This window comes from Paenibacillus sp. sgz302191 (genome assembly GCF_057749925.1).
Genome location: NZ_JBYLHY010000008.1, coordinates 101355 through 120967 on the forward strand (window position 1 = coordinate 101355; position 19613 = coordinate 120967).

18 protein-coding genes are annotated in these 19613 nt (G+C 51.2%); 16 read left to right on the forward strand and 2 right to left on the reverse strand.

Features of this window, described 5'->3' with window-relative positions; genetic code table 11:
- Positions 1-101 precede the first annotated feature (101 nt).
- The 7 genes from AC3G2T_RS13865 (at position 102) to AC3G2T_RS13895 (ending at position 8393) form a co-directional block, all read left to right on the forward strand.
- Entirely contained in the window at positions 102-1709 is a 1608-nt protein-coding gene (locus tag AC3G2T_RS13865) for a stalk domain-containing protein (RefSeq protein ID WP_488435821.1), read from the forward strand.
- Between the two features lie 177 nt (positions 1710-1886).
- Positions 1887-2213 (forward strand): DMT family transporter, encoded by a 327-nt coding sequence (locus tag AC3G2T_RS13870; protein ID WP_488435822.1) that lies wholly within the window; start codon positions 1887-1889, stop codon positions 2211-2213.
- 180 nt (positions 2214-2393) lie between these two features.
- On the forward strand, positions 2394-3251 hold the full coding sequence (locus tag AC3G2T_RS13875) for a protein-glutamine gamma-glutamyltransferase (protein ID WP_474682696.1): 858 nt from the start codon (positions 2394-2396) through the stop codon (positions 3249-3251).
- Between the two features lie 147 nt (positions 3252-3398).
- On the forward strand, positions 3399-3878 hold the full coding sequence (locus AC3G2T_RS13880; RefSeq protein ID WP_474682695.1) for a PH domain-containing protein: 480 nt from the start codon (positions 3399-3401) through the stop codon (positions 3876-3878).
- Complete coding sequence (locus AC3G2T_RS13885) at positions 3865-5367, forward strand: PH domain-containing protein (protein ID WP_488435823.1); 1503 nt, start codon at positions 3865-3867, stop codon at positions 5365-5367. The genes AC3G2T_RS13880 and AC3G2T_RS13885 overlap by 14 nt, the downstream gene beginning before the upstream one ends.
- Before the next feature lie 31 nt (positions 5368-5398).
- Entirely contained in the window at positions 5399-6499 is a 1101-nt protein-coding gene (locus tag AC3G2T_RS13890) for a GIY-YIG nuclease family protein (RefSeq protein ID WP_474682693.1), read from the forward strand.
- A 103-nt stretch (positions 6500-6602) separates the two neighbouring features.
- The gene (locus AC3G2T_RS13895; protein ID WP_488435824.1) at positions 6603-8393 is read left to right on the forward strand and encodes an Ig-like domain repeat protein; all 1791 of its coding nucleotides are present in this window, start codon (positions 6603-6605) and stop codon (positions 8391-8393) included.
- A gap of 552 nt (positions 8394-8945) precedes the next feature.
- On the opposite strand, the gene AC3G2T_RS13900 is transcribed toward AC3G2T_RS13895, so the two are convergent.
- On the reverse strand, positions 8946-9353 hold the full coding sequence (locus AC3G2T_RS13900; protein ID WP_474682690.1) for an NINE protein: 408 nt from the start codon (positions 9351-9353) through the stop codon (positions 8946-8948).
- Positions 9354-9358: 5 nt separating this feature from the next.
- Entirely contained in the window at positions 9359-9688 is a 330-nt protein-coding gene (locus AC3G2T_RS13905; protein WP_474682689.1) for a TM2 domain-containing protein, read from the reverse strand.
- Between the two features lie 546 nt (positions 9689-10234).
- Between AC3G2T_RS13905 and AC3G2T_RS13910 the strand changes: the two genes are divergently transcribed.
- The 9 genes from AC3G2T_RS13910 (at position 10235) to AC3G2T_RS13950 (ending at position 19473) form a co-directional block, all read left to right on the forward strand.
- On the forward strand, positions 10235-10981 hold the full coding sequence (locus tag AC3G2T_RS13910; RefSeq protein ID WP_488435825.1) for a YveK family protein: 747 nt from the start codon (positions 10235-10237) through the stop codon (positions 10979-10981).
- A gap of 1 nt (position 10982) precedes the next feature.
- On the forward strand, positions 10983-11642 hold the full coding sequence (locus tag AC3G2T_RS13915; protein WP_488435826.1) for a CpsD/CapB family tyrosine-protein kinase: 660 nt from the start codon (positions 10983-10985) through the stop codon (positions 11640-11642).
- A 37-nt stretch (positions 11643-11679) separates the two neighbouring features.
- The gene (locus AC3G2T_RS13920) at positions 11680-12954 is read left to right on the forward strand and encodes an efflux RND transporter periplasmic adaptor subunit (RefSeq protein WP_488435827.1); all 1275 of its coding nucleotides are present in this window, start codon (positions 11680-11682) and stop codon (positions 12952-12954) included.
- A gap of 33 nt (positions 12955-12987) precedes the next feature.
- On the forward strand, positions 12988-14679 hold the full coding sequence (locus AC3G2T_RS13925; protein ID WP_488435828.1) for a hypothetical protein: 1692 nt from the start codon (positions 12988-12990) through the stop codon (positions 14677-14679).
- Positions 14680-15040: 361 nt separating this feature from the next.
- The gene (locus tag AC3G2T_RS13930; protein ID WP_488435829.1) at positions 15041-15826 is read left to right on the forward strand and encodes a hypothetical protein; all 786 of its coding nucleotides are present in this window, start codon (positions 15041-15043) and stop codon (positions 15824-15826) included.
- Positions 15826-16095 carry a PqqD family protein gene (locus AC3G2T_RS13935; RefSeq protein ID WP_488435830.1) on the forward strand — a complete coding sequence of 90 codons (270 nt, stop codon included), beginning with the start codon at positions 15826-15828 and terminating at the stop codon, positions 16093-16095. Before AC3G2T_RS13930 ends, AC3G2T_RS13935 begins: the two co-directional genes overlap by 1 nt.
- Positions 16082-16537 (forward strand): S24/S26 family peptidase, encoded by a 456-nt coding sequence (locus AC3G2T_RS13940; protein ID WP_488435831.1) that lies wholly within the window; start codon positions 16082-16084, stop codon positions 16535-16537. Before AC3G2T_RS13935 ends, AC3G2T_RS13940 begins: the two co-directional genes overlap by 14 nt.
- A gap of 21 nt (positions 16538-16558) precedes the next feature.
- Positions 16559-18364: an ABC transporter ATP-binding protein gene (locus tag AC3G2T_RS13945; RefSeq protein ID WP_488435832.1), complete on the forward strand. Its 1806-nt coding sequence runs from the start codon at positions 16559-16561 to the stop codon at positions 18362-18364.
- Positions 18361-19473, forward strand: a complete 1113-nt coding sequence (locus AC3G2T_RS13950; RefSeq protein WP_488435833.1) for a nucleotidyltransferase family protein — start codon at positions 18361-18363, stop codon at positions 19471-19473. The genes AC3G2T_RS13945 and AC3G2T_RS13950 overlap by 4 nt, the downstream gene beginning before the upstream one ends.
- The last annotated feature ends 140 nt before the right edge of the window (positions 19474-19613 follow it).

Below are 19613 nucleotides of genomic sequence, written 5' to 3' on the forward strand. Positions count from 1 at the left end.
CTTTATTAGGCGGAAAGTCGGTTTGTAAAGTTTTAAGTTTCGACAGTTTATGTAGAATATTGTAAAATAGTGGTGAAGAGGAAGCCTGAGGAGGAACGCGCATGAAAAAATGGTATACCTTACTGCCCGCCTGTTTATTGTGGACGGCTCTTGCAGTACCGGACTTTGCAGCTGCGGCTGACAAGCAGATACGTGTCTACATAGATGGCAAACCTGTACAATTTGCGGTGCAGCCGATTCTTGAGAACGGGACGACTTTGGTCCAGTTCCGGCCTATTTTCGAAAAGCTGGGGCTTTCCGTTCAGTGGGACGAGGCTACGCAAACCGTAACGGGCACGAAGGACGACTTGCAAATCGAACTGACGATTGACAGCGATGACGCTTATATCAACAATCGCCCGAACAAGCTTGAGCTTGCGCCGCGCCTGGTGGACGGCAATACGCTGGTGCCGCTCCGGCTCGTCGGCGAGGCAAGCGGCAAAGAAGTGACGTGGGATGGGAACACCTCATCGATCTACTTGAAAAGTCCGGCCGCCAGCCAGCAGCCCGCCAATTCGGGAGGGACTACCGGAGGGGGCACGCAGACAGGCGGCAGTGCAGGAGGAACGCAGTCTGGCGGCAGCACCACAGGAGGTACGAAACCGGACAGAGGGGACTACGCGTACCCTAACGGCAACAAATACACAGGCCAAATGCAGAACGGCGTCCCGGAAGGCAAGGGGAAAATCGTGAACGCAAGCGGCAAGCTGGTGTTCGACGGAACGCTAGCGAGCGGGAATCCGAGCGACGGGCGTTATAAAAGCTACTACGCCGACGGTAAGCTCGAATTTGACGGGATTTTGAAAAACGGCGTGAACAACGGGGCGGGGAAGCAGTACTCCTCCGGGGGCAAGCTGATTTTCGACGGCACTTTCGTGGACGACGAGAGGAGCAGCGGAACGTTATATTACGACAACGGCGATAAATATACAGGGGCTTTCGACGGCGACAAACCGAGCGGCACCGGCAAAATCGCCTATAAAAACGGCGACGTTTTCCAAGGGGATTTCGTAAACGGCAACCGCGAAGGAAAAGGGACGTACACGACTTCGAAAGGCGAGAAGGTCGTTGGGGATTTTAAAAACAATCTGATGAACGGAATCATTTATCATTACGATAAGAAGGGCAAGCTTTTATCTGTAAGCGAATATGTCAACGATGTGTTGGTGCGCAAGGTGGATATGGGGGATGGAACCAGCACGCTGCCGAATACGAATACCACTCCGCAGTCGAATGCATTAGGCGTTGAAAACGACCGCCACAACAAGGCGCTGGCTGCGATCAAAGACCGCTACGATCAAAACAAGAAGCAGTTGGACGATCAAATCGCCCAAATCCGTAAGGACAATCCGGGCGTTTACGCCAGCCAAGCGGACTATAACAAAGCGCTGCAGGAAGCGACTACCCAGCAAACGAATCTCACCAGTCGAATAAACTCCTTGGCCGGGGACACTTCCCAGGCGGCGACAGCGGCCAAGGCCGAGCTGAACAAGCAGCTCACCGACGTTCAGACGCTGGTCGGGCAAATCAATGCCAAGGGAACGGCCCAGCAGCGTATCGAAGTTTTGAAAAATCAATTGACGACGCTGCGAACCAGCTACACAACCGAGCTGGAGCAAGAGAACAATCAGCATTCGACCATCGTCGCACAATTGAAGAGTTTGAAATAAATGCTTTCGCCGGCCGGTCCGGCGAGGAATCAATTTGCCGCTAAATACGGGAGCAGGAATTGCCAAAAAGAGTGTCTCGCTAAGAGGCATTCTTTTTTTAACGCTTTTTCGCACGCCATTACGGGGTGATCATTTTGAACAAACTATATCGAATATGGTTGAAAGGGAGGGATGATCTTGAAAGCCTATTTGTTTTTGACCATTGCGATCGTGAGCGAGCTTTTCGGCACATCTTTGCTTAAAGCTTCGGAGGGCTTTTCGAAATTGTTCCCGAGCATCGGCACGGTGATTTGTTTCGGCGTAGCTTTTTACTCGCTGTCGCTTTCCTTGCAGCAAATTCCTTTGGGCGTTGCCTATGCGATTTGGTCGGGGGTAGGGACGGCCATCACGGCGGTTATAGGCGTTATGATCTGGAAAGAAACGGTGAGCGCAACAACGGTTCTGGGTATCGCGCTTATCATCGCCGGCGTAGTCATACTTAACCTTAAAGGCGGAGCGCATTGATCGTTTCCCCGGAGCAAAGATTTGATTTGAAAAAAGCGGGTGTCGCAGGATTCCTTTCCTCCTGTGGCGGCTGCTTTTTGCCCGTTATGCCCGTTTATATTCAACCGATTTTTTTGGACCGCACCATTTGAGCGCATACACGTACAATAACCTATACTCTGAAAAATGGAGGAAATGATCGTGATCTTCATTTCAAACGGTGATCCGGCGCAAGTAGACAGACTCATGCTTTCGGGGATGGAAAGAGAAATGCTGCAGCACATGAAACACAGCCCGGTAGAGTACCGGTTCCAGACTCCCGAAGCTTTGGAGTTCGAGTTGAAGATGAGAAGCAGGATTGTGGATGCAGCCAAAGCCTTAAACGCCAGCCGCATATCGTTCGCTACATTCAAGGATTCCCACGGTAACGACAAATTGTGGTTGCGGATGCCAAACGGAGGATTGCGGCTGAGAGAAGGCGTTTCGCCGTCCGAAGGGATATTGGACATTTTTCAAAACGGCAGCCGTTATGCATTTGAATGCGCTACGGCAATGACAGTAGTTCTGTACAAGGCTACGCTTGATATGATCGGCAAGGATGCGTTTAACCGGCATTTCCGGGATTTACTTTTGTATGACTGGAATCTGGACAACGATATGCGGTTAATTGGCAAAAATCACGTCAGCGAAGCTTTGCCCGGGGATATTCAATATTTTAAAAACCCCGATCACGATCCCAAAAAGCCGCAGTGGCAGGGGGAGAACGTCATTTTGCTCGATAGAAATCTGTATTACGGGCATGGCATAGGCATTAAAAACGGGGAGCAAATGATAGCGGCTTTGAACACGAAAAGGAGATCGGGAAGCACCATACCGGCATTCCTGTCGGAGCTGGTGGCGCACCCGGATTTCGAGCATTTGCGGGAGCTGCCGGCGAGACTGGAGCCGACGGTAAGACCGGATCGACTGGAAGTGCCGGTGTTTGCGAAGATAGGCACGAGTGTTTACCTGTACAGGGAGCTGCCGGGTTTGGAGGCTGTGGGGGGTTACATCCTATGAACCGCGGCCGGCGAGGACACCGAAGGGGGGTGTCCTTTTATGCGTTATTTAGTATTAGATAGCGGGCTGCATGAAGATGAGTTATGCTAGGGGAAGGGAACATTTCGAAACTCTAGTTCATGGTTAGCTTAAGGAGGGCTGTTAATATTGCACTCGCAACCAAGTCACAGGATAGACAAGCGCGCGATCGCCGTTTGGCGGTGGAGCGAAGCGCTTTCCAGCCTGTTTTTCATAGCCGTTGCGGTGGGGATCGCGTTCGCCGCTCATCGATTCGGCTGGCCTCTATGGATTCCGGTACTCGCATGGGTTCTGGCTGTATTGGAAGCAGCCGTTAGTGTGCTGGTCGTTCCGGCGATCAGGTGGAGACGGTGGCGCTACGAAATCCGCGACGAAGAAATCGAACTGCTGCAGGGCATTGTATTCGTGAAAAGAACGGTTGTTCCGATGGTCCGCATCCAGCATGTCGATACGCACCAGGGACCGCTGCTGCGCCGATACGGGCTGTCGAGCGTATCGTTCTCGACGGCGGCAGGCAAGCATCACATCCCGGCTCTGGCCGAAGAAACCGCCGATCGGGTGCGCAGCCGGATTGCCGTGCTGGCGAGGGTGGCGAATGATGATGTCTAAGCCCATTCAGAACGGCAAGAGGCTGCACCCGCTTGCCGCCGTGCTCTCTTCGCTCAAGCTGATCAAGGATATGCTGCTCCCGTTGTTGATCTTTTTGGCGACGGCTGTTTTCAACGGCGGCGGCCATTCGGGAGCAGGGGGGTGGAGAATGGCGGCAAGCGCGACGATTATCGCCGGCGCGATCGGCTGTGGCATCTTGTCGTGGCTGCGTTACCGCTACGAAGTTGCCGAAGGCATGCTGAAAGTGGAGCACGGCATCTTCGTAGTGAAAAGGCAGTTCATTCCGCTGGAGCGCATTCAAACGATCGATTTGACCGAAGGGCCGCTGCACCGGCTGCTCGGGCTTGCCCGTATGCAGGTGCAGACGGCGGGAGGCGGCAAACCGGAGGCGGTTTTTACAGCGGTAACGAGGGACGAGGCGCTGCTGCTGCAAAAACAGCTGCGCGGCCACAACCAGGGCGAGCCGTATGCGGAAGCCGGGGAAGCGCTTGGCGCCGAAGAGCAGGCGGCGAATCGGGCGATGGAACCCATGGAAGAAGGAACGCCGCAGCAGCGGAGGCCCGCTTTCTCTATCTCTTTCGGCCGCTTGCTGGTGGCGGGCATGAGTTCGGGCAGCATGGGCTTGTCGATTTCGTTCATTTTTGCACTGATGTCCAAATTGGATGAAATTTTTCCGAACCTGCATGTATACCGGAATACGGGCAAAATCTTCGAATCGGCCGCCGTGCCCGTCATCATTGTGATCGTGGTTGCGCTTGCCTGGCTGCTGGGCGTCGGCATCACGGCTGTTAAATTCGCGAATTTCACCGTCGTTCGTTCCGGGGACGAATTGGTGATCTCGCGGGGGCTGCTGGAGCGCAGGCAGGTTACGCTGCCGCTTGCCCGCATACAAGCTATCCGCATCGTGGAGGATCTGCTGTGGCAGCCGTTCGGTTTTGCCGCCGTACATGTCGAAAGCGCCGGATACGGCAGCGACAAAGGGGAAACCAGCCTGCTGTTTCCGCTGCTGCGGCGCAGTGAAATCGGCGGCTTCCTGGAGCAGATGGCCCCCGGGTTCCACGTGCGGCCTGCGCCGGTCGAAACCTTGCCGAGCAGAGCGTGGATAGGCTACGTTGTGCCATGGACGCTGTTCCTCGGGATAGCGACGGCGGTGGCGGTCACGTTTACGCCATGGGGCTGGCTGGGCGCACCGCTCTGCCTGGCCGCGGCCGTGCTTGGCCGCCAACAGTTGAAAGATGCGGGCTGGCTGCTTGCGAACGACCTGCTGATTTTGCGGTTTCGCCGGCTTGCGCTTATCACCGTCATCGTGCCGCGCGGCAGAATCCAGTCGTGCCGGAGCGTGAGCAATCCGCTGCAGCGCCGCAGAGGCTTGGCGACGCTCGGCATTAGCGTAGCTTCGCGTTCGCTGGGCGTTCACTTTCATCTGCGGGGAATGCGCGAATCGCAGTGCTGCGCCGTTATGGACTGGTATCGCCCGCAGCGCAAATAAGCTGAAGATCTGTGCGGGAGGGGGAGCCTGCGTGTCTTTTGAATTCAAAGCTTGCGAATATCCCGAAAGCCCGGGCTGCTATTTGATGCTGAACGGCGCGGGGCACATTATTTACATCGGCAAAGCGAAAAACTTGCGCAGCCGCCTGCGCTCCTATTTTCAACAAACGCACACGCGCAAAAAAATCGTTCAATTGGTACGCGAAATCGCTCAAATCGATGTCGTGCTGGTGAATAACGAGACGGAAAGCCTGCTGCTCGAAAACAATCTGATCAAGCTTCACAAGCCGCCGTACAATCGGGCCCTGAAAAAAGACAAGAGCGGCTACGCTTATCTGCAGCTGACAGGGGAGCGGGTGCCGAGGCTCGAAGTGTTTTACCGGAATCAACGCGGCGCCGCTCCGGAAGCGCCGGCTTATCAGAACGGAGAGCAGGAGCTGGCGCCGGGGCATCGGCTCGGGCCGTTCCGCAGCAGGCGGTTTCTGGAGGCGCTGCTTGAGTTCGTGACGGATCATTACGGGCTGCGCTCATGTCTGACTATGCCGAAGCAAGTATGCCTGCTCTATCATATCGGCAAATGCAGCGGCGTTTGCGAAGGCCGGATCGGCGAAGAGGATTACAGGGACCGGGCCCGCCAGGCGGCGGCCATGCTGGCTAATGAAGGACAAGCTTTAATAGAAGCGATGTCGGCCAAAATGCATGCGTATGCGGAGCGGCTCGAATTTGAAAAAGCACAGAACATGCTCGGCCATATCCGCAATCTGGAGCAAGTGCCCGACAAGCAAATCGTAGACAGGGATGCCGCCGTCGACCAGGATGTCGTCTACTTCGGGGAAAACAGAGCCATGGTAGCCAAAGTTCAAGAGGGCATGCTGCGGCACTTTCAAATGTTTGAGCTTGATGCGGCCGGCGGGGGAATGGTCTGCGACCGCTTTCTCGCTGCGCGGTATGCGGGGGAGCGGCCCGACGAAATCATCGTCAACACGATCGGCGATATCCGGAAAGTGCGCGCTTTTCTGCGCCGGAGAGGGGCGAAGGCCCCTGCCATCACGGTGCCCAAACGGGGCGTGAAATACGATCTGCTTCAGCTGTGCAAAAGCAATTTTGAATACCGGTTGAACCGGGGCACTTGAACATGAATGTTTTCGGTTACCTGTATTTTTTGCCGGGGAATTATACGAATTTGTAGTATAATTAAGGAAAGCGGACTATTAAGGCTACAGGAAGGGATTTCATATGCGCAGCAGATTATTGCTTTCCTTGTTAAGAGGAAGCCGGTTGGGTTTGCCGGTCTTTTTGATCGTGTTTCTTGGCATTGCGGGGTTTCCGGGGCTTGGTTATGCGAACGGCACGCAGCCTGTTGCCGTTTCGTTGCGGGCCGATAAGGCGACTGCGAATTACGGCGACACCGTTTCTTTTCATGTGACCGTCACCGATTCTACGGGATCGACGATTGCTCCGGGGGGAAGCGTTCTTTTGCTGGATAACGAACGGGTTGTTAATGAAGCGGTTTTAACCCCGGGGAGTCCGTCCGTATCTTCCAGAACGGGATATCCTCCGCAAACTCCGCCCGAGCTCGGGCTTCGCGCCGTTTGTCTGGCTAAACCGGATGCCCTCGATAGTGCTTCCTCATGCCCGGTCCTGGAATGGGGAGACTACACCTTCTGGGCGCTGAGCTACAATGACAACAGAACTTCGTTTGGAATTGTCCAATATGACGGCAAAGGTCAATTCGTCAACCAGTTGGAGAAGGCCGGAGCGCGGTATTTGTACCAAATCGCCGTGAACCCTAACGCGCAAACGGCAACTTTTATAGGACAGAGCAGCGCGAGCGTCACGATCGAATGGGGCGAACTTAAGGCGGCCAACAGCAACGCGGATATTATCGTGTCCAATCTGACTCCCGGCCGGCATACATTTAAGGCCGTATATGTGCCTAATGATAATGTCCATGCGGACGGTATGTCCGGCGGGCTTGATATCAACGTGAACAAAATCGGCAGCAGCTTGACCGTAGCCAGCAGTTCGGCATCGACGGTATTCGGACAGCCGGTTACGTTTACCGCCCAATTCGCTCCGACGGCGGGGGCGGTGCCGTCGGGCGGAGTTATTTTTTACGATGACGATAAGCCGATAGGCGCAGGGGCAATATCCGCGAATCAGGCCAATACGGTTGCGGCGGCTACTTACACGACCTCTTCCCTGCAGCCGGGGGCGCATGCGATTCATGCGGTTTATTCGGGGGATGCCAACTACCTGGAAAGCGTTTCGCTCGTGCTGAATCAGAACGTCTCGAAGCAGCCGACAACGACAACTATCGAAACGTCGGGCGCGCCTCCTGCGATGGATTCGGTGACGCTTGCCGTATATGTAAAAGGGGCGGCCGGCAGCGCGTATGTGCCTGATGGCGTTGTGGAGATCAGCGACAACGATCAGATCGTGCGGACGGAGCATCTGGACGCGGAAGGAAGCGCGGTGTTTACGCTAACCTCGTTGTCCGTGGGGAATCATACGATCAAGGCCTCCTATACGGGATCTTCTGTTTTTGAAGGCAGCGTCTCCAGTGCGCTGACGGTTCCGGTTGTGTCCTGGAGCGAGGCCCGTATGAGCGGACTCGGCGTGCTCGGAGCGGAGCTTAGCCGGCCGTTTGACGGGAGCGTTATGAACTACACGGCGGTCGTCAGTCACGACACAGCCGGCATCACGCTCATTCCGGTCATAGAAAGCAGCGCCGCTGCGCTCGAAATCAACGGTCAGCCTGCATCCGCCAATCAGGCGAGCTCGCCCATTCCGCTTCGGGAAGGAATGAACGTCGTTCATATAAAGGTCACGTCCGGAGACCGTCAGACCTCTTCCGTTTATACGCTGACGGTCTACAGGCATCCCGAGCGCAGCGCGAACATGTCCGACGTCGTGCGGCAAATTGCGTCCCAGTTTGACATAAATGGGGACGGGGTGTTTGACGAGGCGGACGTGCGGCGCATCCTTTCGCAAATTCCGCCGCTATACGTAACCCCAAAGGGATAGATGCAAAGCAAAAAGCTCAAGATACCGTGCGGTGTCCTGAGCTTTTTGAACATTTACAGCGCTGAGAAGCGTTCAGACTGTTGAAAAAGTCTCGATACGCGGTTAGTGCTGTGGGAAACAGTGAGTCCCAGTCGCTTTTTCTGGGCGCGCACCTCTCCTTGTGAGGTTGCGGAACAGAACAAAATGGGCAGAAGGCAGCGTGATAATGAAAAAACCTGCAAAAGTGCAGTTTTTTTCGAGAAAGCGGCCTATTTTCGTGAAAAACCTGCAAAAGTGCAGGAATTTTCGCTGAAAGTGGGCATGAGTCTATGTGTTTGGCGAAAAACCTGCACTTTTGCAGGAATTGTTCGCGGTCAGCGATGAAGGACGCAAATTCATGTATTTTTGCAGGTTTTCTTTGTGCAGGCGGACGGTTTATGGTTATCTTCTCTAACGCAGGGGGACATTCGCGGCGGCAAGCAACTGCGCTATCTCCCCGTGGGCCGAATTTCTCGATATTCTGAGTGCCGAGAGGCCCTCACATCTTCGAAAAGACCTGGATAGAGGTTTATCTCATAAATGCTGTTGACGTTGGCGGTGTTTATAAATTTCATGGACGATCTCTTGCTCCGCACGAGCGTTCCACTCCCTAACCATTCCCGGCAAAAGGAACAGATCGACAATCACCCATACAAATAAAGTACCTCCAGCGATACACAAAACAATCAAAAAGACGACGAACAGCGGCGTGTGCTCAAAGCCGAGAAATAGAGAGAAAAGAAAATAGCTCACCACGGAAATGACAAACAAAACAAGTTGAACAATTGCAGTTCCGATGCGTTTTAAATAGAAGCGGTGGACGCCGAGATGGCCGCCTATTAGCATCAAATATCCGATCGCCAGCGATTTTTCCGCGTCCCGCAGTGCGGAATTCAAAATGAGCAGCTCATTGGTGGTCAGTTCATGTTTGCTAATGTTCATAGGAATTAAAACACATGTTTTTGAGATAGGAATTGATCGAGCAGTTGATCTTCAATGACCTGGTTGTGCTCTTTAACCCAAGTGTGGAGCAGGAATGCGTCGACAATCCACCAGATTGTAGTAATGATCGTGCCGATAACCGTAAGTGTAAGAATCAACTGCGCTATCGCCGAGCCTGTCTTCCCCATATAAAAACGGTGCCCTCCAAACATGCCCAAAAAATACCAGAGTACGTAGGCGACGACCATGTTTTTCCCGCGGTTTTTCAACTCCGAGTCCAGCAGCAGCAATTCCCTCGTGTCCAACTGGCTTTTTCTTGCTATCGTATGATTCATTCGACAAAACCTCCCAAAATATACAAAATTACAATCAAAGCGATGATATCAAAATTTCGCCATGGAATCTATACATATTTATTTGAGCGGTGCTGCGCTGCATGACGGCGGTCGGTCGACCACACATCCGCGCACCGACACATGCCGAATTGTTAATTATGGTATTCATATGAGTAAAATTTAGTGCGGATGTCGTCTCTGCTTGATTTTCGGCGCTTTTTTACGATAAACGATGGTTTTTTATGGCACAAAAAAGAAATATTATCTGGACTGGTTCAATAGTCTCATGTCATAATGGAACTACCTGCCATTTAAATATAAGCCGGTTAACTTGAAATTCGCGGAAATAAACGAACAGTGGAAATAGTTCATCTAAATATATGGGTATTTAGACCTATTTTTATGCGAGCCTGTTTTTCAAAATGAACTTCCCGGCATCACTTTGCCGGCGGAAATGTTTTGGGTCATTCCAGTTCCGTGCGATCTGGTAAGGGCCCCTTTGTTTTTAAAAGTTTATTTTGAAAAATATGAAATTGGAGGATACGAATGGAAATAGATTTGAAGGTTTACTACAACATGATTAAGAAACGTTTATGGATTATTGTTTTATTCGTATTTATATGCACCACCGGGATGGCGCTTTACAGCAATTACAATTATCAGCCGATGTATCAAGCATCCACCAAGCTTATTATCAACAATACGATCCGGGACGATCAAATCGGTAAAGAGCAGATCGACTTCGGGGCTATTGGGGTGAACATCATGCTGATCAATACCTATAAAGAAATTATTAAAACTCCGTCGATTATGGAGAAGGTTGTGCAGCGGCACCCGGATTTGAACATGACCCCCGAACAAATCATTTCGAAAATCAACGTGACCGCCGTAAACGACACGCAATTAATGGCTATTGTAGCTACCGATTCCTCGCATGAGCGGGCCGTAAGAATTGCCAACTATGTTACTGAAGTGTTCCAGACGGAAGTGCCCAAGATTATGAAGATTGATAATATCGCGATTTTGAATAAAGCGAAAGAGGCCGAATATCCGAGACCCGTTAATCAAAAATCGAGCAGAAACATCATATTGGCCGCTGCCGCATCGTTCGTTGCCGCCATCGGGCTCATTCTTTTTCTGGATACTTTGGATGATTCCGTGAGGACGGCCAAGGATGTGCGGGCTATCTTTGAAGCTCCGACGCTTGCGATGATCCCCAAAATCAAGGAAAAGAATTCGAAGCTGTCGAAGCCGGGAAGAAGCATGTCTATACAAAAAACGGGGGATGCCTAGTATGCCGCAAACAGCCGCCAGGCCCAATATCATGATGCTGTCGAATCCCGACTCGTTTATTTCCGAAACGTACCGGAACTTACGTCTGAATATCGAAGCGCTCTCGAATGAACGCGAGGTTAAGACGATTGTGATAACTTCGGCTAACCGGGGGGAGGGCAAAACTACGACGGCGCTCAACTTGGCAGTCGCATTCGCCAAGGCAGGCAAGCAAGTGCTGCTGGTCGATGCGAACTTGAGAAATCCGGCAATCCGCGAGGCGCTTGCGCTTCAAAGTGATCAGGGCGCAGGATTGGCAAATGTCCTCGCTGGGGAAAGTGCGGCGGCCGAGACGATCCGCACGTCGGACATCGACAACCTGTTCGCCCTGCCGTCAGGCAGCGCATCGCAGAATCCCTCGGAATTGTTGTCATCGGAAAGAATGAATGTGCTGTTGGCCGAGATGAAGGATCGCTTTGACATCGTGCTTGTTGACGCCCCGCATGTGCTCAGGCTCACCGATGCGAAGATTATGGCGGCCAAATGTGACGGCGTGCTCCTTGTCGTCGATCAGGGCAAGCTTAAGCGGGAAATCGGTTTGAAAGTAAAGGAAGAGCTTAACCAGGTGAATGCCAATTTGCTCGGTATTGTAATGAACAGAACGAGCGGCAAGGAAGCATAGCCGTTTGGAGATAAAGCGAGAGAGAGGACTAACGATTATGGATCAACATAGAGGGAAGCGGGGGTCCGCTCTGCGAGGGATAAGAACTGCCGGTATTGTGGTTCTGAGCTTCTTGTTCCTTGCAGGATGCCTGAATTCGAACGCTAACCCCGAATCATACGGCGGCGAAGCCACGCCCGGGCTTAAACAAGTAAAAGTGGAAAAGTCGTCCAAGCAAAAAATTGCCGACCCGCTGGAACGTACGGCCGAAGTTCAGGCTTCCGTTCAATTCAATCTTCTGGCCGAGGCTTCCGGGACCATTCAGGAAGTGATGAAGAACCGCGGAGAATTCGTGCAGGAAGGCGAGGTCATCCTGACCCTCCATTCGCAGGAAATCGAACTGCAAAGCCAAAAGGCTGCGCTTGCCGTGCAAAATGTCCGGAATGCTATGGCTAAAGCGAAAGCGAAAGCGGCCAAAGACTTGGCAAACAGTCAGAGCGAGATGGATTTTTCGATTCGCAAAATGGAAGAGAAGGTTGACGAAGCGACAAAAAAATACAATAAAGCGAGAAATGACTACGACGATCGAATGACGACAAGAGCCCAACTGGAGCAAGCGGAAAAAGATTGGAAGAGCGTTACGCTGGATTTAGAGGAGCTCAAACATAAACGAAGCACGCTGAGTGCGGAGGACCCTCTCTCGGAGATGGACAAGGAGCTTCGCGATGCTGAGCTTACTCAGGCGCAAGCCGATCAAGCGTCGGCGGCACTTCAAATCAAAGCGCCGATCAGCGGCCTATTGACCGGAGAGCAGCCGATACAGCCGGGATTTGCCGTACAGCAGGGAGTCCAACTGGGTCAAATCCAGAAGCTCGATCCGATCATGATAAAAGCGCATCTGCCTGAAGAAGAGGCTAAGCTTGTCCGCGGAAAAAAGGAGCTAAACTATTATCGCGCCGAGACGAAGACCTATGTAAAAGGTCAAATCAGCTATTTCGCCGATATCATCGATCCGCAGACCAAGGGTTACGAGCTTATCCTGCAAGTTCCCAATCCGGATATGAATTTGAAACCGGGAATGAAGGTGCAAGTTCAATTAACCAGCGCCGATGAACTGGTTGCAACGACTGTGCCGACATACAGTGTTGTAAAAGACGGTGACGACAGTTACGTTTTTGTGCTCAATGGCGATACCGTCGAAAAACGGAAGGTACAGCTCGGCCGTATAAGCGAACCCTACCAGGAAGTGCTGTCGGGCGTAAAAGAAGGCGAGGAAGTCGTTACATCCGGTCAACAGTCGTTGGTTGACAAGGAGAAAGTAGAGCGGCCGTAGAGTAAGGCAAAAAGGAAAATGGAGTGACACAATGTGAAACTATACATGAAGAAAAAGTTGGCTGCCGCCGTAATTTCGACCTCGATGCTGCTTTTATCGGGGGCGTATCCGGCTGAGGCAGCGAATTCGGCAAATTCGGCCGAATATTATGTAGCCGATAAGATAAAGGTTGAAGTGAAGAGCGTGCTGAACGAAAAAACCGCAAATGGGACGAGGATCGGCGTCGTATTTTACCTTATCAATCAAGGGAATCGGGCGACAGGGCTTCCGGAAGATGTGGTAAGGGTCAAATCCGATGATGGCGTCGAATATACGTTGCGGCCCAGCGCGGCCAATGCGAAAGAAATTTTGCCTAAAGAAAAAGTAGAGTTGACCTATATGGTCGTGGTGGACAGGGACGATACGTTTGCTTTAACCGAACTTTCATGGGTTGACGAGAACTCGTTCGTGTATCCGAGAAAAGTAAAAACCGACCTTACGATTCCGATCGCAGGAATGGAATGGCACGGAGATCAATCAAGCGTTACGAGTCCGGAAATGGTGAAGACATGGGGGGAAGCGTTCAAGATTCCCACCTTATCGGCCGCGCTGGAATATAAACCGGTCAGCCTCAGCAAGCAGCGAACAGACAAAGGAAATGCAATGGTGCTAACGCTGCTCGCGGAAAATACAGGGGATCTCAAGCGGGAAATCCCTGACTTTAGAATCAACGGTAAATCGAGCAAAAAGGTTTACACCGGGAAAAGAGTGGAACAAGACGCCATTATTCTCGAACCCGGCGACAAGCAGTATATTCACTATGCGATTCCCGCGGACAAATATGAGGAACTGCAGAGCCTGTACGTTCTTACGCCGGAAAGCTTCGCAGTCGACGAGAAGACGGCTGTGGACTATACGATCGGGCGGTTGAGCATACAGCTTCCGGGTACCGGAAATGCGTGGAGTCAGGCTGTGTCTTATGAAAGAACGCTGCCGATCCGTTTCGACCCTTTGAGCAAGCTGGTTCCGTCCAATGTCTCCGTCTCGCTGGATGAGCTTCAGATGCATGAAAGCAGCAGCGAGGGATTCAAAACCGTAGTTGCCAAGTTCAAGCTTCAGAACCGAACGGACAGCCCTGTGCCTGTTCCCGAATTTTTGACGGAGCTTGTAAGCGGCAGTGGATACAACTACGCGGGCACCCGCCAAAATTTAACGATACAGTCGCTCATTCCGAACATTAATTATGTAGTATACTACTATTTTGTTGTGCCAAGCACGGAGCAAGGCGATAAGCTTGTCATGAATATTTTGGATGGCGGCGCTGCCGCGCCTTATCGCATTCCGCTCGCATCCTTAAGAACGAAGGTTCAATCCAGTCCCGAGGATGAGCAAATTTCCCTGTATCCATTCGATGTGAAGCTTAATAACTGGAAGATCGAAGCCAATTTCGTATCGAGCGACTGGTCGTATTCGAATCAGTTGATTTTGGATCTGGATATCCCTCCATCCAAATCGGTCGTCGACCAAAATTTTTCCAACTTGCAAGTGGAAGTGACGGATAAGGAAGGGAAAGTGATGGTTTCCAAAAACTTCTCCTTCACGGGTGCCGACCGTTTGACAAAAGGGGACCGTTTCGTCGCTTTTAAAGCAAAACAATTCGATCATGATTATACCGTGAAGTTCTACGAAGTTATCGATACGCCTTTCGGTGAAGCCAAGCGATTGTTGAAAACGGTAAAACAGTAATGCATCTTTACACTTTAGCGATTGTTCTTTATAATGAACGATAAGAGGCATGTGCGGTATCGTTATCAAGCCATGTTAGGAGGTTCACGGATGGAGAAACCAACGTACTCGAGTCCAAAAGTATTAAGTCATCAACCTATCCGATTCGAAACGGCTCAATCCTGGAATAAGGGTGTTGGAAATAAAAATCACTACGGAACCGGCAATGGAGGAAAGATTTATCCCAACGATCCAAGGCCGTCCAAAAAAACGAAGTACTAAGCTAAGCAAGTTCTGTCCCGATTGTAAGGTCAATGGTGAAATGCCATTGACCTTATTTTGAATCGCCGGTCAGGCTAATCAAGGTTATGGAGATAGAGCAATGAACGTCATACATGCAATCATTGGAGAGCATCGAGTACGATTTGAAAATGTTTCGGAAAATCTTGAGCCGTTTTTTCTCAAAAATTACGCGATCCGCGCGGAGCAAAGCGATGTAAAGCCGGAGGTCGCGATTCGTCTGGAAGAAGGTTTCGGGGTTCCTTTTCTCGATTACGAGGTAAGCATTGAACAGCGTTCGAACCGTGTTATTTTCCGAAGAGCGGATTACTTGATTGAAGCCAGTCCGGATTTTAGCGACGCCCGTATATCGGTTCACAATGAATTTGCTTTAAAGCATGCCCTTGTGAACTTTTATAGCGCATATATCGTTCATCATCAATGGGGGCTTCTTCTCCACGCCTCCTGCGTGATCGATCAGGGCAGGGCGCATCTGTTTACCGGGCAATCGGGAGCGGGCAAATCGACGGCGGCCAAGCTGTCTCTGCCCAGAAAGCTGCTCGCGGACGAAGCGGCGATTGTGAAAATTACGGCTGATCGATTGACCGTATTCAACTCTCCGTTCCGCAGCGAACTTGAGGCCATGAATACTGAAGACAGCTGCACTCTGGCCGGTATTCACGTTCTGCATCAGGCCCTTCATCATGAAAGGCTGAAGCTCGGCAAGTCGAACGGGTTCCTTCAGTTAATCGATAAAGTGTTCTATTGGAAGTACAGCGCCGCAGAGACTAATAAAGTATTCGGGCTGTTGCGGATGCTGGCGGATACCGCTCCGATTTATGAGCTCCGTTTTCAAAAAAACAACCGGTTTTGGGAGTTGATAACCTGATGACGTCTTACATTCAAAAAGATCAGTATGAAACGGTTCAGATGGATGGGGAATGGATCATTCTGAATACGCATGATTACACGGTAACGAAGCTGAATGAAATCGGCGGTTTTTGCTGGTCGCTGCTTCGTGAGGAGCAGACGGTGCGATCGCTTACGCTAGCCGTTCAGGATAAGTATAACGGTGTTCCGGATGCAGCCGGTATGGACGTGGAACAATTTTTGTCCAGTCTGCTTGAATGCGGCTTGATTCGGCATGTGGCAAGCTGACGCGGAAACCCTGCACCTGATTCACGGCGTCGTGAAACGCAAAGGATGGATTGATCTGCCTTCTTACGGTACAAGCATGTTCCCGCTTATTCGGGAAGATGACGTGTGCCGCTTCGTTTCATGCGGGCCGGCGGATTTACAGAAGGGGGACGTAGTTTTATTCGTTACTGCCGGCGGACAGCTTGTTGCTCATCGGTTTTACCGGACCGTATGGAACCATAATAAAGCGCATTATTTATGCAAGGGCGATACGAATCTGGGCTTTGACGAGCCTGTAAGTGACGATCGAATCATAGGCAGATTGGCATATATACAAAAGAAGAACAGGCGGATTCAAACGAATCGCCTCATTTTTGATGTGTGGGGTCGGCTCGTCATTTCGATTCCGCATATATCCTGGTTGTTAAGAATGTATCTGAACCGCAAGCAAGGCATTAACTAGAAGCTTTAGTGGAGTGTCCCTATGATCGAACGAATGCAGCGGAAATTTGCCTCTTACATAGAGCAGTATTTTGTTCCTGACGATATCCGAAAAACGTTCTCCCTGCTCATGCCGTATATGCTCCGGTATTGGAGGCCGAATGCGCTCCTCTTTTTGTTGTTGGGGGTCGATGTCGCCTTGACTTTGGTGTTCGCCTGGTTTTACGGGTCGATTACGGATGCTGCGATCCATGGCGACATTACACGCCTGCTTCGCTTGGTGGCGCTCGGTGTAGCTCTTTTGATCGTTAGTATACTTACTGCTTACTTCAATGTTTATTTGGACACGGTCGCTACGAACGGCGTTAAAAACAGTTTGAAAACGGATTTGTATAAACGAATTTTGCTGCTCCCCGCAGCAAAGCACTTCAACCTCCGCTCCGGAGATTTAATATCCCACTTTACGAACGATATTCACAGCATCGATGGAGTTATCGGCAGAAGCTTTATAGAGCTGATCAAGCTTCCTGTTGTATATCTGGCTGTGTTTATTTATTTGATGCAAATCCATTGGAAGCTTGCTGTACTGGGTGTTCTTGCTGCGCCCTTCGCCCTGGCGATCGGCGCCGTGTTCGGTTTATTGCTGCGCCGGAACAGCCGGCTGATTAACGAACTGCTGGGCAATATGAACGGTTTGCTGAATGAAACTTTTCAAGGCTTCATGATGATTCGTTCGTTTTCCATCGAGAGATGGCTGTTCGGTAAATTTGCCGCCCAGAACCGGGAATTGTTCGCATTGGAACTGCAAAATGCCAGGTTGCGGGGAAAATTTTTGGCCGGAGGAGACGCTATCAGCACATTGATCTTTCTGGCGAGCCTTTGCTTCGGGGCTTATTTCATTTCGCGCGATGTGCTGACGGTAGGCTCCCTGCTGACGTTCGTCAACCTGATCGACCATATGATTTACCCGCTAACGGGGCTTGCGGCCCAATGGGCGGGATTTCAGCGGTCGGTATCCGCTGTGGAAAGAATCTCGAGAGTGATGCAGGAAACTCCGGAATCCCCTCGGCTGCCGTATTATATCCGGCATGCACCGACGGCTGTAGCTATCGATGTGAACAATATCGCTTTCAGCTACGACGGCCGGATGCGCATATTCGAACGATTCGACATGCACATCCCCGCCGGACAAGTCGTCGCTATCGTCGGCCAGAGCGGTGCGGGCAAAACAACGCTGTTTAACCTGCTACAAGGCTTCTTCAAGCCCGAGGAGGGCGCCATTTGGATTGATGGCAGGCCCGCCGACAGCTATTCCTCTTCGGAGCTTCGCAGCCGGTTTGCATACGTTCCGCAGGAAACCTTTTTATTTGACGGAACCGTGCGGGAGAACTTGTCGATAGCGCGGCCGGATATTACGGAAGCGGAAATGCGGGAAGCTGCCGCCGCTGCCAATATCCACGATTTCATCTGCGCTTTGCCGGACGGATACGATACAGAGATCGGGGAGAGGGGCCTGCGGTTGTCAGGCGGGCAAAAACAGCGGCTGGCCATTGCACGGGCAATTTTGAAGGATGCTCCGATCCTCCTGCTGGATGAAGCGACTTCCGCACTGGACAACGAATCCGAACATGAAGTAAAAGAGGCGTTGGACCGGCTTATGCAAAACCGTACAACGCTCGTCATTGCCCATCGGCTGTCCACAATCCGCCACGCGGATTTGATTATCGTACTGAACAAGGGGAAAATCGTGCAGCAGGGCAATCATGAGGAGCTTATGGAAACGGACGGATTATATCGTCAGCTGTATCAAAGAGAGTTTCAAAAAACGGAAGGAGCGGACGCGGTTTGATAACGGATATGATTCAGGCATTGTACGAGCCGTCGAAGCCGCTGCCTGCCGATTCGGCATTTTACCGCCGGGCGTTGGAGGACATCGAATCATCCGAAGTATGTTCGCAAATATACTGGCTTTTAAAGCGGAAAGGATGGCTTGAACAAACCCCTCCGTTTTTTCGGGAACGTCTGGAACAGCAGTTTACGAAAGATTTGTACCTCAATATTTTTGTGAAAAGCGAGCTGGAACGCATCGTCGGCAAGTTGGAGGAAGCCGGAATCGCGGCGATTCCGCTTAAAGGCGTCTTTTTCGCCGAGAAGTATTTCGGACATATTGGAGCCAGAAAAACGACCGATATCGATCTGCTGATTCGTCCCGAAGATATGGAGAAGGCGAGCGCGTGTGTCAAATCGCTTGGTTTTACGGACGAGGAGGAACGAATCCCTGCCCATTTTCATGCCAGCTACAGCAAGCAGCTGCCTCATTCGCCGATTCCGTTAACCGTGGAACTTCATTGGGATTTGTTGAAGGCAGGCACTTCTTCCTTAAGGATCGGAGAGTTTTGGCATCAAGCCAAGCCGCTGGGGCCGTACAGACATATCAAGGAATTATCCGATTATCATACTTTCTACATGATTTGTCTGCATGGATGGAAGCATAATCTGGACTCTTTTAAATATATACTGGATATCATCCAGATGATCTGCGCGCTGCGCGATAACGGGGAACTCGATTATTCGCTGCTTTTTCAGGATGCGGGTTCGCATCACACCTTCAAAAGAATGATTTGGACGCTGGAGGTTGTTTATCACATTTTGCCGCAGTTGGAACAAATCGCACCACTGCCGATCAGAGCAAAAGCAGGTTTGCGGTGGGATTACCATGCGGTCACCGACCGGGATTACAACAAGCGGCGGCAATATATCAATTTGATCAGGTCTCAATTTGTAATCTACGATAAAGCGGCGCATTGCCTGCGGGCGATATGGAGTTGGATCCTCCCCAACAAGGTCGAATTAGGCCATGAATTGGGGCTCAAGACGGCTGAAGGCCCGGTATGGGTCAAGTACGTCATGCTGTACCATAAAAGGTGCCGCAGCTTTATACGAATGCTTTTCCCATAATTTGGGTTAATTGATAAAGAAAGATTTGACATCGAAAATGTGACATGATATTCTTGAAATGTTCTTGATAAAGAACAAAAATAGTTCGTAATACCCATATATTAGCGGACTATTGTTCTGTATAAAGATTCGGGCTAAGC

Coding starts and splice junctions, on each gene's coding strand:
- AC3G2T_RS13900 (WP_474682690.1), bottom strand. CDS start 9,353: ATGAACATTAGCAAACATGAACTGACCACCAATGAGCTGCTCATTTTG.
- AC3G2T_RS13885 (WP_488435823.1), top strand. CDS start 3,865: ATGATGATGTCTAAGCCCATTCAGAACGGCAAGAGGCTGCACCCGCTT.
- AC3G2T_RS13935 (WP_488435830.1), top strand. CDS start 15,826: ATGACGTCTTACATTCAAAAAGATCAGTATGAAACGGTTCAGATGGAT.
- AC3G2T_RS13920 (WP_488435827.1), top strand. CDS start 11,680: ATGGATCAACATAGAGGGAAGCGGGGGTCCGCTCTGCGAGGGATAAGA.
- AC3G2T_RS13910 (WP_488435825.1), top strand. CDS start 10,235: ATGGAAATAGATTTGAAGGTTTACTACAACATGATTAAGAAACGTTTA.
- AC3G2T_RS13930 (WP_488435829.1), top strand. CDS start 15,041: ATGAACGTCATACATGCAATCATTGGAGAGCATCGAGTACGATTTGAA.
- AC3G2T_RS13945 (WP_488435832.1), top strand. CDS start 16,559: ATGATCGAACGAATGCAGCGGAAATTTGCCTCTTACATAGAGCAGTAT.
- AC3G2T_RS13940 (WP_488435831.1), top strand. CDS start 16,082: ATGTGGCAAGCTGACGCGGAAACCCTGCACCTGATTCACGGCGTCGTG.
- AC3G2T_RS13905 (WP_474682689.1), bottom strand. CDS start 9,688: ATGAATCATACGATAGCAAGAAAAAGCCAGTTGGACACGAGGGAATTG.
- AC3G2T_RS13915 (WP_488435826.1), top strand. CDS start 10,983: ATGCCGCAAACAGCCGCCAGGCCCAATATCATGATGCTGTCGAATCCC.
- AC3G2T_RS13895 (WP_488435824.1), top strand. CDS start 6,603: ATGCGCAGCAGATTATTGCTTTCCTTGTTAAGAGGAAGCCGGTTGGGT.
- AC3G2T_RS13865 (WP_488435821.1), top strand. CDS start 102: ATGAAAAAATGGTATACCTTACTGCCCGCCTGTTTATTGTGGACGGCT.